This window comes from Vibrio sp. M260112, from assembly GCF_036533775.1.
GTDB lineage: Bacteria > Pseudomonadota > Gammaproteobacteria > Enterobacterales > Vibrionaceae > Vibrio.
The window spans coordinates 18,331-32,723 of record NZ_JATABH010000044.1 but is presented as its reverse complement, the minus strand read 5'-3'; the positions used below and the strand labels follow the sequence as shown (position 1 = coordinate 32,723).

Below are 14,393 nucleotides of genomic sequence, written 5' to 3'. Positions count from 1 at the left end.
GGGATCGAACCTGGCGATGCTATCGCACACCACATAAGCTCATCTTGAATATCTCGAAGTGCCATCATAAAACTTATCCGCAGAGGCGATACCTTCGCTTCTTTGGCAATACGGCTTATCTCTACGCGAACCAGATTATAAGCGATTAATATCCCCCAGACTTCTTGCTCTACCCCTTCTACTGACTGACTTCGAAGAAGAAGTTCATCTTCTAACATATCGTGTTTTATCTCTCCATAACTGTTCTCAATTTCCCAACGCTCAAAATAGACATCCAACAGGGATTGAAGGTCATATTGACTATCGGTTAGAGAAGTTAATACGCCTTTGATATGGTTAGGTTGTTCTGTCTCAGGGTACAGGGCCAACCTCGCTTGCCATTTTTCTGGGAGACTGGGATCTTGCTTACGTGCATGCTGTGAGACATCCATTTCGACAATCAAATCACGTCCTTCCTTGTCTAGCTTCCTAATGACCTCATACTGTGTATTGGATTTTATTGGAGTCATCCAGTGACTAGAGCCGTGTTGACGCTGCCAGTTAATCATTAGCTCGGCACTTAAATAGCATCTGTCAAAGAGCGTGAGGGAGTTAGGTGTCGTTGATGATATTAACTGTTTAGCGTAGCTCACTTCCCCTGTTGAGCTAGGACCAAAAGCGACATCATGGAGTAAACGACTACGAAGAGAGCATAGCGCGCATAGACGAACTACAGGGTATTCAGTGTGACGATTTTTACTGTGCTTAACGTACTGATAGTGATTAGCAAGTGCTCTGGCTTGAGGAATAGCACTTGGGGCTATGGATTCACCTAAAGAGTTAGATAATTTCAGGTCCAACTTATCTAGAACATCAGTAATGGGTCTGTCACGATACAAACCAATACCGACTAGTAGCCAAACGACCAACTCAGCGTAAGTGAATCAGGAGAAGCGAAGTCATCAACATCAATAAGCCAGTGAGCCAACATAAAAAATACCCTCAAATATGAAATGTTTGAGGGTATTTTCAACCAACCACAGGATCGTTCAACTGATCATTTACTTAACTGATCGGAGTTACCTTTTAGGGGCTTTGTTGTTCATCATATCCAACAGCACCCTCGTCATCTCTCACTGTTTGCCTAAAAGCTTTCTAATCCATCAGTTCTCATAATATAATTAATGATATTTATCTAAATAATCCAAGGAGAGCTTATGAGGTGGTATTGGGCTGCATTGTTGTCCTCGATTTTGAGTTTCCAAACATTGGGCTCTCAGTTGGTCATTCGTGCAGCAGATCAACAACCTATTGTTCTTACCCATGAACAAATCACATCTCTCTTTCCACCAACGAGCTTTACCACCAGCCTACCTTGGTTCGAAGATAAGAAAGACATTACTGGATTCAAGGTTTCTGATCTCCTAACACACCTTGAAATTAACGACGCTTTTTCTGTCTCTTTCCTTGCACTCAATGACTACGCGGCTAGCTCACAAATCAAAGATATCAAAAAATATCAGCCTATTGTGGCATATCAGATAGACAATCAACCCATTAAAGTTAGAAATAAAGGTCCTTATTGGCTGGTCTTTAATTTAGACCAATACCCAGAAATTGATAATGCTGTTTTCCACGCTCAAATGGTGTGGCAGATAGACGAGATACTCATACATAGAAACCAAGATGTGGCAGCGCAATAATTACAACCAATCATCCGCTATTCTCAAAAGGGCCAAGTATTTACTGCTCTTGCTCAGTCTTGTGGTCATCATCGCGAATCTCTACTTTCTTAGTGCGACTCGACAACACGCTCAGTCCTACAGCGAACAGCAAAATCAAGCTACATGGTTTTTATTCCAACTGAGTAAGGAGTTTTCGGAGCTCAATTCCATTCTTCCTTTTGCGGCAACGGATGAGGATTATCATCAACGAGCCCTGCTTAAGTACGAGCTCACTTGGAGTCGTTTTGATCTCCTTCTGACCAGTAGAGAAGCGGATACCTACATTGCGTTACCGGGAGCAAGAGTTTTCTTTTCGACACTATTTAGCCAATTCAAAGCGCTCGAATCCCGTCTCGAACTTCTTAATCATCCTGATTACGTAGAGAAGGTCAGTGACGAGTTCAACATTCTTTACATGTCTATGATTCAGTATGTAAACACCAATTTTCGCATCAAGAGTCCGCTCTATCGCGATCAGATGAAGCAAGCACAGAATCTTAACGATATCCAGTTTGCCTCCTTGATGTTGCTTGTGTTGTGCGCCTGTCTAGCAATGTACATCTTCCATAAAGAATCGGAGTACCATAAGCAACTCTCTCTCACAGATTCGCTAACAGGTATTGCTAATCGTTTGGCGATGTTTAGTGAATTAAAACGGAGAACAGATTCTGATACACCATTCAGTATTTTGCTACTTGACCTAAATAAATTTAAGCAAATCAACGATTATCATGGACACTATGCTGGGGATCAGGTACTTACAGCAGTCACTAGGCGCTTAAGTCGTCTCGGGCTAGAATGCTACCGAATTGGTGGTGATGAATTTGCCGTCATATCAAATCAAACTGATCTGGCTGTAATAAATAAGACAATCGATACAATCCATCAAAACGTATTCAAACCAATTAAAATCAAAGATGGAACGCAATTCGAGTTAACCACTAGCATCGGTATCGCTCGATATCCAGAAGATTCACTTCATGTCGCTGAGTTGTTAACCCATGCAGACCTAAACATGTATTCCGACAAACGATCACACGAAATACATGCCGTCAGCAATCACTAATTGAGACCTCTCGCCCTAACCAATGCTGATCTTAGGTCGTACTTTTCTATAATCCGGTAGGCGGTCGCTCTTGATATTCCTAAATATTTCGAGGCTTCTAGGACATTACCTTCATAAAGGAGTAAGGCATCACGTAAGCTTTCACCTTTATGACCGTTGGTAGGTGTAGAAAGCTCTACATTGTCGGATATATCAAGATCTTGTGCTGAAATCACTCCAATATCGTTCATCAGCACGGCACGCTTAACAATATTGATTAGTTCCCTTACATTTCCCGGCCAATGGTACCCAAGCAATCTTTGCCTTGCTCCCTCATCAAAATGAGAGACGTTACAATTATATTCAGCACTAAACTTTTTCATAAAAAATTCAGCCAAGACTAATATGTCCTGATCTCGCTCTCTTAACGCTGGTACATTAACCCGAAGCACATTCAATCTAAAGTAGAGATCTTGTCGGAAACGGCCTTCCCTAATCGCTTGTTCCAAATCAACGTGAGTTGCCGCAACCACCCGCACATTTACCCTGACCGGCTCATGACCCCCTAGTACGTCAATCGTTCCTTCTTGAAGAAACCGCAGCAAATTGGCCTGCTGAGTTAGGGGCAAGTCACCAATTTCATCCAAAAATAGTGTGCCATTATGTGCTAACGCAATTTTACCCGTCCGGCTTGTGCTGGCTCCTGTGAAAGCCCCCTTTTCATGACCAAATAACTCAGAATGAACTAACTGTTCATTCAAAGCACCACAGTTCACCGCTACAAATGCCTCATTCGCTCGTGAGGATGCATCATGAATAGCTCTAGCAACTAATTCTTTACCTGTACCACTTTCACCACAAATTAGAGTGTTAACGTCCGTTGGCGCAACTTTGCCTATTTGTCGTTTCAGACGATGTACAACAGGAGAATCACCAATCAACGCTGTCGTCTTAACTTCAACAACATTTACTTTCGATTTTGTCAGTGAGTTGCTCTTCAAATCGAGCATTCCTAGTTGATGACCTAGAGTTTTCACTACCATTTCTTTAGGCAAAGGACTGGTGTAATAATCAACACAATAGTATGAAATATAGTTGAGATCTTCACAGGTCATCAGCTCTCTTTGATATTTGTCCAAGTAAGCAATAGTGCGAACTCCCAAGCCGATTCCATGGAGTACTTCTAATTGTTTACATTGGTATCGACCACATGAAAAGTCGAATACAACCACAAGTCTGTGTACATTCTTTAATATCTCTTTCGCAGTATCAACCGATGCTACAATTCGATAACTCCACCCCTGAGCAGACAAAATTCCTGACCATAGTTGATGATCACGCGAAATAACTAATATCGATACGGCTTGTTCTTCTCGCATAATAATACCTTCATCACCTTTAGAATCGGTAAGGGAAGCGAATGCTGATTGCGTAATCAGCAGCATCATCACTTAAACCAGAACTTACTTGTGTCACCATACTCAAGTTCTTGGTCAAAGCCATGGTTGAACCAATACCCAAAGTGGCACTATTGCCATCGCTGCCGATAACTTCTACCCAATCCCCTCCATCAAGTCTTTGTTTAGAGGTATTGCTCATAGATTGACTAAAGTTAATTGCGAGGCTCATGCGTTCGCTTATAGCAAAAGCCACGCCCAGACCATAATCCCAGCTATCACCAAGCTTAACGCTGCCAGACTGATTACCTGCTGCACTGCTGATGTCGTCAAACTGTTCTTCTAACTGGTGAGTATAATTAAGGTTTAAGAATACGATGGCAGGGTCGTAGGTTTTAACAATCGAGATCCCGGTACCTAACCCCCACACTCCATTACCCGTTGGCAGGTCATCGGGAACGTTAAGGTTGCCAGACTGGGATGATGAGGTCGCGATACCATATGGATCTTTACCGGTTGGTGCGGTCACCCGAAAGTTCCATACTAAATCAGGCGAGTCTGTGGTCTCTTTTAGAACACGGTAGTATATACCTGCACTGATATCCCCAATGCCCGAACTCGATACCTTGCCTGATTCTAAACCGTCGCTAGAGTTATTCTGACCCACAGTTTCATAATCTGACCAGCGGTAAACCGTCGGAATACTGAGTTCAGCCTGCCAGCGATCATCGATAGTGTAACGTCCAGAAAAGTCTAAGTTGAAGGTGTTAGAACGAACTCTATCTAAGTTGATGTCGCCAAGGAAAATCGAATCCAGCGCCAGAAAGCCACTTAATGCAAGATCCTTTCGATCAAAATAGCTGTAACGAAAAGCGGTTTCCAGAGTGAACTTACGTGTAAAGACATTACCCGCTTCTTGGTATACATCTTCTGCACTGCGGCTTTTCTGGCTTGAATCTTGAGGCTTAGTTGCATTAGTCGGCTTAGCTTTCGTTGTTTGAGTGTTGGCAGTCTGAGTCTCAGGGCGGGCTACCTGGGAAGAGCCAGCTGTTGCATCGATAGCAACTTTCTCGGGACGCGATAGGACGTTTTCTTCCTTATCACCATTAAGTTGAGATTTCATCTCCGCGGAAACGCGCTGATTCTTTTTAACTAGGCTATCAATATTTCCCTGATGATTGATAAGCACTTGTTGATGGTTATTAACTGCCTGAATAACCTGCTGCATCACTTGCTGCTGTTGCTGCAACTGAGCTTTTAATGCTTCATTCGCCGCTTTTTGTTCAGCCAGTTGCTGAGATAAAGCGTCCACTTGATCATTGGCATGCAGATGCATGACAGGGCTGCTAGTTGCGATCAGGCAACTTATCGTAAGCGAGCTCCTTTTCATATTCACCTCCCGGATATGAACTCGCTTGATGTTAAGTTAATTTATAATTATTTACTGTTTCAAAAGTGAGATATCAATTAGAAGCATATGCGGTTTGCTTATAATCCCTTTAATAATGAATGAGATACCATCAAGTCTCGACTTTGCTTCCACGAGTCGGGAATCTTCACCTCCATTAACATTTGGTTCTGAACCACCAAATCGTCACCTTTGAGTTTTATACCTTGATAGGCTCCATGTGCCGATTTCAAGCTACGAATTTCTTGGATTGCTATGCTTTCTCCGATGGTCACTTTATATCCGACACGGTTCTCACCACCAGAGACTTGATAGTATTCAACTTGCGAGGAACCCGATAACGACGTTGAGGTTAACCCGCCACTATCCACCAACTTCAGCTCAGAGTCATTGCTTGCCGAGTTGCCATTCCCTGCAATTTGAACCAATTGAACCATTCCTGAACCATTGCCATGGATTCCGTTGTCATTAATGCTGTTTTGTAAATCACTGCCATCTAATGGAGTAACACTAACATTGTTGCCATTTACGACAACATCCATGCCAGCTGAACCTGATGAATTCGAATCACTCCAATGGGTGATCATTCGTACCCCAAAATAGAGATCCTCTCCAGAACGCGCGACTCGATACTTACCACGCATCGTCGATAGTTGCTGCTCATCTACCAAGGTTGCTTGCATTGATTGCCAGTCAACCGCCGCATTAGCCTGAAAGCAGGTAAACAGACAAGCTGCCAAACATTTGATCTTCATTGTGTTTCCCTTTTAGAACAACTCCGATGCATTGAAGCCAAAATCCATTAAGTTAAAGGCCGTTACCGGAGCAAACTGATCCTCCAGGGAACGTACCGTGAGCGGTGGAGAAGGCATGGCTAAAGGTGAGCTTTGATCATACCCCTGACCAACCACGGCCAGAACGACTCCTTGCCAACCCTGAGTAAACTGTTCAACAGACATAGTCAGGTTGCCGAGTGCAGGGTCTGCAATATAGACATTGCCACTCTTATCCACTCTCTTTAGCACGACAAAATGACGGTATCCTTTAATGTCTAGCAAGACGATGGTTGGAATAGGCAAGGCACTAAGCTTATCCGCCGGAATATTGTAACCTTGAACCCTCATGCCCAATCCTTGTTCGACATAGTTTTTGATGTCCAACATTGAAAAACCAAGCTTTCTCGCCGCTGTCGCATCCGATACCTGAAACATTCCGTTCATTACCTTTTGTTCATCGGTATCGATGTTGTATCCATAACGAAGCAAGGTAGCTAGTGAGGCGGCACCACAAGAAAAGTCGGTTTGTTGTCGTACGATATTTAGAAACTTTCTCTCTTTGATGCTGACAACTTCCTTGTGCATCGAACCTACCCCAGGTACCAAACCATCAAGGTAAACCGTGGCCGCTTGAGTCAGGGTCGACAGACATAATCCAACAGTCAAAAGACAAAATTTCATACTTATCCTTAAGCTTAAAAGGATGCCCTCCGAAGAGGGCATTTCGATATTTACACCATGTCGTTAGTTGCCGCGTGAAGCGACAAGCGTAACATTGTTGCTTTGCAAGTTGCCTAAGCCTGATGCTACGTTAACGCCGATAACACCTTTAGCACCGTTATAGCTGTTTGTGATTGTCGCTGTATTGCCTACGCTGACCAGGTCACTGTTAGTACCAGTACCGTTATCAGACACTGCAAACTTACTTAGCTGTACACTCTCAACAGCAAGACCAGCGAATTCAGCCATGCCGTCCACATTGACTGCGCCAGTTGTTGTTCTGGTTGCAGCTCCATTGGCAAACGAACCTTGAATGTTAGCTGCTACAGCCGGACCAGAGGTATTGCCATCAGCTATTTGCATTGCAACGTTATTGCTTTGACCATTCGCAACACCGACCGCCATGTTGGTACCAATCACACCCGTCGCACCGTTGAATGCATTGCTACCAAGTACTGCTGTATAAGCACCTGTGGCGTTGTAATTTACTTCATTAATAACCGCCGCTTGAACATTAATTGCGCCGGTAGGAGCCCCTGCGTTTGTACCCGTTACTGAAGCCGCAACATTGTTTGCCTGAGCATTTAACTGGCCTGAAGCTATATTGACACCTAGGATGCCTTTCGCGTCTTTAAATGAGTTCGACAGAGTCGCTTCACTTGCAAACAGCTCATTAGTCACAGTCATTGGATTGTTGGTACCCGTATTACCAGTACCTGCACCATTTAGCTGCGCGCCAATAACCTGAGCACTACCCGCAACCGCTACTGACGGCTGACCATCGTTTGAAGAAAGTGCTACGTTGTTGGTTTGAGCGTTTGCCTGACCAGAAGACACGTTCGCGCCAACAATGCCTTTAGTACCATTATTGAACGATTCGGTTAGTGTCGCGCTATTTTCGAAACCACTTCCTAGCGATACATCCACTTCATCGAACTCTTGCAGACTAACTGCCGCCGCTGCTAATGTGCCATCTTGCGCACCGGATTGACCGTCAGCCGCCATCGCCACATTGTTCGATTGCGCGTTAGCCTGCCCAGCAGTAACGTTAGCACCAATTACACCACTTGCTTTAGCAAACGAACCTGTAAGTGTTGCAACATTTTCCGAAACCGTATCACTCGCTCCTAACGTCACATCACTACCATCAATCTCTTGAATGCTTGCCGCTAGCACACCACTAAAGCTTGATGTCGTGTCAATACCGTCCTGTTTAGAGAATGGGTTAGTTTCACCACCGCCAGAGCCATTACTAATTGCCACATTGTTAGCTTGCGCGTTAGTTTGGCCTGAAGACAGGTTAACTCCAACAACACCCGACACACCTGTGAATGAGCCAGCTAGCGTTGCTTGGTTCGAAACGGCAATGCCTTCTTGGATATCCGAAATGGTATTATTACTGATGACATCCTGATTTGATGCGGCAATAACTGAGCCAGCTCCCGCACCGTCATCCGATGACTCATCTAAAGCAATAGCGACGTTATTCGCTTGAGCATTGCCTTGACCTGCTGCGTTATTCACGCCAACCACGCCAGATGCTCCATTAGTGAATGAGCTCTTAATTGACGCTGTATTGCTGATAGGAGCTTCGCTACCTTGATCGATGTTATTAGTATTCCCAACAACCGATTGATCTGAGCTAGCTTTGGCTTTGATTAAATCGCCCTGAGAGTCATCTTGCTGATTGCTTGCATATAAACCAAGTGCAACGTTGTTACTTGCTGCATTAGCTTGGCCCGACGTGACGTTCACGCCAACCACACCACTGACTCCACCCTTAAACGAACCATCAATCGATGCATTGTTATCGATATAGCCATTACCACTTGCAAAGACATCATTTGAAGTCACGGCTTGCTCACTGGTTGCTTCAACTTGAAGTGCATCTGCTGTAGATTCATTCTGGTCGTTATACGAAGCCAAGGCGACGTTATTAGATTGCACATTCGACTGACCTGACGCCACATTGACACCCATGATGCCTGAAACGTCACTCGAGAAGTTAGAACTAATAGTTGCGCTTGACGTTAAGTCCGATTCACTGTCCGGTGAAATGTTTGACTGAGTGACGTTTTGTGTACTCTCCGCCACTACTTCAGAAGAGTCGACATCACCGTATGCACTGCTCATTGCAACATTGTTGGTTTGAGCATTGCCTTGACCTGCTGCGATATTCGCGCCAGTAATACCGGTAATATTATCTAGTGCATTACCAGTTAATGTCGCGTTTGAAGTTGCTTCGTAGTTCCCCGCTCCCTCTGTCGCCATGGCGTTGCCTGAAACTGTTTGCTCAGAATTAGCCTTAACAATTCCACTAGTTCCAGACTGTGAGTCTATCCATCCTGCAACTGAGGCAACACTCACCTGGTTAGACTGGGCATTGAACTGACCAGCTGCAGCGTTAGCGCCTACGATGCCTTGTGAACCAGAGAAAGAACCTTTATTAATAGTGGCATTGTTGGTCACCTGACCAAGGCTATCGTCTTGCGTCTGAGTTAATGTATTAGATGTGACAGATTGAGTTGACGATGCAACCACACTGACAGCATCAACAGGTCCGTTACCATTAGGCTCAGTCACCGCTACCGCAACGTTGTTGGTTTGAGCATTATTTTGTCCCGCGGCAGCGTTAGCACCAACGATACCATTCGCACCAACAAAACTCTTTGAAATAGTGGCATCATTGGTTGATGGGTTATTGTTGTTACCATCGTTATTGGTATAGCTTACAGAGTTGTTTTGTACACTTTGCTCGGCAAGGGCATTGACGTTGACTGTACTACCAGTATCTGGATCAGGTAGCGCCGTCACACCTAGCGATACATTGTTACTTTGTGCATTAAGATCGCCGGAAGCCACGTTAAGACCGAAAATGCCTTTCACAGCGTTAAACACATTATCGATCAGTGAAGTGTTGTTTTGGAATTGATGCGGGTCGCCATCAACAGTTACACTATTTCCATCCAGAGTCTGTTTACCTTTCGATGTCAGAGTAACGCTTGTCACTTCAGTCTGGTTATCTAAAGGTTGCTTGTTGTTAGTGTTAGCAGGTAGTCCATCAACACCTAATGTCTCACCAATATTTGCAGCTGGATTTCCTTCAGAAGGATCACCTGAACCAACAGTAACAAAGTTGGCTAAAGCGACAGAGTTCGCTTGTTGGTTAGCCATTCCTGAAGTAACGTTAGCCCCACCAATGCCATTAGCACCTTTAAACGCGCCACCCTGAACTTTTGCGACATTGTCCGCACCCAGTGAGTTCACCGTGTTTCCTTCAACCTCACCACCATCAGTGCGGGCAAGTCCAAGGTATTGTTCAGAGGCTGCTGTCAATGTTAGTTCGCTAGCATCTTCGGCATTACCCATAGCAACATTATTGGTCTGCAAGTTTGATACACCCGCAGCAACGTTTGTGCCGATAACGCCTTTGGCACCCTTAAATGCACCGTCTAAAGTTGCACTGTTGTCATTATCGCCACCAAAGTCTTTTTTCATCGACAGGTTTTCACCACTGCTGGCTTGCGCAGAGCCAGCTCTAACTGAAGCAGCCTCATCTAAATTACCTTCAGCACGTGTACCCATAGAGGCTTGGTTGCTACCTTGGTTATAAAATCCCGCAGCAACGTTTGAATGCACAACCCCTCTTGCATCATCAAATGCACCACTGCTTAATGAGGCGTTATTTGTGATTCCCGTATCGGAAACACCTGGAGCATTAAATGTTACATCCACCCAGTTGTCCGCAGAGACCTGTAAATTATTGGCCTCTACTTCAAGCCCATCTGCATAGGCAGGCGCAGATAGGATCGTTCCGATGATTACCGCTAACGGTACCTTATTCCATTGTTTTTCCATGGTGTTTTTTCCTCATTTCATTGAGATTAATTTATGGTTGTTGGCATTTGGAATGTATTGCGCACGGTATTGCCACTACCGGCGATTTGGCTCATTTGAATAACTCCGCTAGCTCCGTTTAGAGCAAGTGGAGCGATGTCGACTGAAAGGTCATCACCTTTCTCTGAATATCCTCTATCAGAGATCGCTGCTGACTGAGAGCTGAGATCAGCCACTTCCCAGCTCACTTCAGAGCTAGGGGCGAAAATGATGATGTTGTGCTGTTGATTACTGTTACCAGCAGCTAGGTTGGCACTGATATAGCCACCAGCACTATCGAATGCAGCTGATTCAATAGACGCCGAAGCAGAAGAAGCGATCTTTGAACTTTGTGTTGAAGAGATGATAGTTAACTCATAGTCACCCTGAGCTGAGTAGACAAAGTTACTGCTTTGAACATTGTGCTCGCCAGCAGCGATATTGACGGCAATAGCCCCTTCCGCCCCTTGAAACGTAGACGGACCTAAAGTGACTAACTCTTGTGCTGAGAGTTGAAGGCTTAATAAACTTGTTATTATCAGAATTACTTTTTGCATTATCCCTAACCTGAAGCCAATTCGGATTCACATTAGGTAGAGCAACGCTCATGCCAAAAAATAAACAACTAAAAATCAACACCTTATAATAGAAACTTAGATATACCAGTCTCACATGAGACAGTGTAGTGAGACAGGTGAGACACATGTGAAACAGCCATTTCTTTCTTAAAGACATAAAAAAAGCCCCTCAAATGAGGGGCAAAGTTCCATCGCTTATAGTTATAATTTTTGTGCCAGTAACTGGTTAGCCGAAGTCACCATTGACATAACCTCTTGTGCGGTCGTCTTTTGGCTCACTGAAAATAATCTGCGTATCATTGTGTTCTACAAGTTCACCCATGAGGAAGAAGGCCGTGCGATCTGAGATTCGACGCGCTTGTTGCATTGAGTGAGTCACGATGACAATGGTGTAGTTCTTTTTCAGCTCTTCCATCAACTCTTCTATTTTGTGCGTCGCGATTGGGTCTAAGGCTGAAGTAGGTTCATCCATCAGAATAACATCAGGTTCCATCGCAATGGTACGTGCGATACAAAGACGTTGCTGCTGGCCACCAGACAAGCCAAACGCATGGGACTTAAGACGATCTTTCACTTCATCCCACAACGCCGCGCCGCGCAATGAACGTTCGACCACTTCATCAATATGCTTTTTGTCTTTAATCCCCTGAGCACGTAAGCCATAAGCGACATTTTCGTAGATGCTCATTGGGAATGGATTTGGCTTTTGGAACACCATTCCTACTTTTATACGTAGGTCTGCAACATCGATATTACCGTAGATATCGTCGCCATCCATCTCTAGACGACCGGTAATCTTAACCCCTTCAATCAGATCGTTCATACGGTTAAGGCAGCGTAATAATGTTGACTTACCACAGCCAGAAGGACCAATCAGCGCCGTTACCTGACGTTCTGGTACAGGTAAGTTAATCGATTTTAGGGCTTGGTTTTCACCATAAAAAAGATCTAGGTTTTCAATATAAAATTTGTTCATTTTCTTAATCTCTTAAATTCTGTAATTCGTGTTTAACTTGTGCTGAAAGGGTTAATACGTCGCTTTATTAAAGTAGCTCGCAATAAATTTCGTTGCCGTATTGATCAGTAAGACCACAACAATCAACACTGTCGCTGTACCGTATGCCTGATTCCACTCATCAATAGTGAACAGCTCGGTAGTTAGCTTATAAAGGTGAACCGTCAGCGTGCGTCCCGAATCCAGTAAAGAATCAGGGATTCGCGCAACCATACCTGCTGTTAAGAAAACAGGCGCAGATTCACCAATTACACGACCAATACTCAGAATGACCGAAGTTAAGATACCTGGTGTCGCACTTGGTAAGATAAGACGCCAGATAGTGTAAATTTTTGAAGATCCCAATGCATAAGAACCTTCACGATAAGTTTGAGGCACTGCCATGAGTGCTTCTTCCGTCGTACGGATAATCACCGGGAGAATAAGAATACTTAGAGTCAAAGCACCCGATAGAATCGAGAAACCCAAGCCAAGGATCGCCACAAAGAATGTCATACCAAATAGACCAAAGATGATCGATGGAATACCTGCTAATGACTCGGTACAGAAACGAATTACTTTAACTAGACGACTTCCGACTTTGGCATACTCAGTTAGGTAGATTGCCGTCATAATGCCAAGTGGTGCAGCTACAGCGATCGATGCGATGACCATATATATGGTCGACACAATCATAGGAAAAATACCTTTCTCCTCACCCGTTGCGGTGTAGCTATCGGTAATGAATGCCCAATCTACGTGCTTTAGCCCGTTCGACAGAATGTACCAAATAATCCAAAACAGGAATCCAACGGTAAGTGCGGCAGAAGCCCAAACATAAGCATTCAAGATATTATCTTTTGTCTGACGCGCCTTTTTGAGCTTTGCAGTGTCCATTTGCGAGACCTTTGACTGATTAGGTGATGATTTAATAGCAGACATGATTATTACCTCGCCTTCTCGCGATTCAGGTAAAGCAGAACGGCATTAAGAGACATAATAAATACCAGTAGAACAACACCTGTAGCGTATAGAGCGTTGGCGTGAACACCACTTGCGTAAGACATTTCGATTGCAATATTAGCGGTCAGTGTACGTGCGGAATCGAGAATACCTTCTGGCATCGCGGGCGCGTTACCCATCACCATGATGATCGCCATTGTTTCACCTAACGCTCGGCCGATACCTAAGATCACACCTGTCATAATACCGCTACGCGCAGCTGGAACTAATAGCTTGAAAATAGTAAATATTTTCGACGCACCAAGTGCTAATGAACCTTCTTTGTAGGTACGTGGAACCGCTCGAATGGACGTTTCAGATACGGTGATAACAGTAGGAAGAATCATCACACCAAGTACGATAATACCCGCCAAAATCGTGTTACCCGCGGGCACATCAAAGATTTGTTGAATCAACGGAACGATGATGACCAAACCAAAGAAACCATAAACTACCGAAGGAATACCCGCGAGTAGCTCTACCGCTGGACGAATAATATCCGCCACACGCTTTGGTGCAATTTCAGCAATATAGATTGCCGTTAAAACACCGATAGGAACCCCTACCACAACCGCACCTAAGGTAGAAACCACAGAGGCGACAATCATGGTTGCCACACCATAAAGTGCAGGTGGTAACCAATCTTGTCCAAGAACGATGCCCGAAACACCTGCTTCTTGGAACGCAGGGATACTTTCTTTAACGATGAAGTAAGCGATAACCGCTAGAGAGACAATACCGATAACCGCACTGGTAAGAAATAGTCCGTGGAAAATTCGTTCTTTCCAATCCACACGCTTTTTAGCGCGCAGACCTGGCTTATTCAATTGAGTCAATTCAGTATTCATAAGCTTTTCACTATTTGCGATGGTCATATGAAAATCTCGCAGTTCG

11 protein-coding genes and 1 pseudogene are annotated in these 14,393 nt (G+C 44.3%); 2 read left to right on the top strand and 10 right to left on the bottom strand.

Going from position 1 to position 14,393, the window contains the following annotated elements:
• A pseudogene (locus tag QTN95_RS16145) lies at positions 1–914 on the bottom strand (IS4 family transposase); the annotation flags it as partial.
• 282 nt (positions 915–1,196) lie between these two features.
• Here QTN95_RS16145 and QTN95_RS16140 point away from each other — a divergent pair.
• Positions 1,197–1,682, top strand: a complete 486-nt coding sequence (locus QTN95_RS16140; protein ID WP_331418162.1) for a hypothetical protein — start codon at positions 1,197–1,199, stop codon at positions 1,680–1,682.
• The gene (locus QTN95_RS16135; RefSeq protein ID WP_331418161.1) at positions 1,666–2,769 is read left to right on the top strand and encodes a GGDEF domain-containing protein; all 1,104 of its coding nucleotides are present in this window, start codon (positions 1,666–1,668) and stop codon (positions 2,767–2,769) included. Before QTN95_RS16140 ends, QTN95_RS16135 begins: the two co-directional genes overlap by 17 nt.
• Here QTN95_RS16135 and QTN95_RS16130 read toward each other — a convergent pair.
• The 9 genes from QTN95_RS16130 to pstC form a co-directional block, all read right to left on the bottom strand.
• A complete protein-coding gene (locus QTN95_RS16130) occupies positions 2,766–4,196 on the bottom strand; it encodes a sigma-54 dependent transcriptional regulator (protein WP_331418160.1) in 1,431 nt (476 codons plus the stop codon). The genes QTN95_RS16135 and QTN95_RS16130 overlap by 4 nt on opposite strands.
• Positions 4,147–5,535: a transporter gene (locus QTN95_RS16125; RefSeq protein WP_331418159.1), complete on the bottom strand. Its 1,389-nt coding sequence runs from the start codon at positions 5,533–5,535 to the stop codon at positions 4,147–4,149. The genes QTN95_RS16130 and QTN95_RS16125 overlap by 50 nt, the downstream gene beginning before the upstream one ends.
• Before the next feature lie 98 nt (positions 5,536–5,633).
• The gene (locus QTN95_RS16120) at positions 5,634–6,308 is read right to left on the bottom strand and encodes a hypothetical protein (protein WP_138970579.1); all 675 of its coding nucleotides are present in this window, start codon (positions 6,306–6,308) and stop codon (positions 5,634–5,636) included.
• 12 nt (positions 6,309–6,320) lie between these two features.
• Entirely contained in the window at positions 6,321–7,010 is a 690-nt protein-coding gene (locus QTN95_RS16115) for a C39 family peptidase (protein WP_331418158.1), read from the bottom strand.
• Positions 7,011–7,073: 63 nt separating this feature from the next.
• Positions 7,074–10,907, bottom strand: a complete 3,834-nt coding sequence (locus QTN95_RS16110; protein WP_331418157.1) for a beta strand repeat-containing protein — start codon at positions 10,905–10,907, stop codon at positions 7,074–7,076.
• A gap of 26 nt (positions 10,908–10,933) precedes the next feature.
• Positions 10,934–11,482 (bottom strand): hypothetical protein, encoded by a 549-nt coding sequence (locus QTN95_RS16105; protein WP_331418156.1) that lies wholly within the window; start codon positions 11,480–11,482, stop codon positions 10,934–10,936.
• A gap of 247 nt (positions 11,483–11,729) precedes the next feature.
• A complete protein-coding gene (pstB, locus tag QTN95_RS16100; protein ID WP_331418155.1) occupies positions 11,730–12,479 on the bottom strand; it encodes a phosphate ABC transporter ATP-binding protein PstB in 750 nt (249 codons plus the stop codon).
• A 51-nt stretch (positions 12,480–12,530) separates the two neighbouring features.
• Positions 12,531–13,394, bottom strand: coding sequence for a phosphate ABC transporter permease PstA (pstA, locus tag QTN95_RS16095; protein ID WP_331418165.1), 864 nt, complete (start codon positions 13,392–13,394; stop codon positions 12,531–12,533).
• 50 nt (positions 13,395–13,444) lie between these two features.
• Positions 13,445–14,374 (bottom strand): phosphate ABC transporter permease subunit PstC, encoded by a 930-nt coding sequence (pstC, locus tag QTN95_RS16090; RefSeq protein ID WP_269375108.1) that lies wholly within the window; start codon positions 14,372–14,374, stop codon positions 13,445–13,447.
• Between the last annotated feature and the right edge of the window lie 19 nt (positions 14,375–14,393).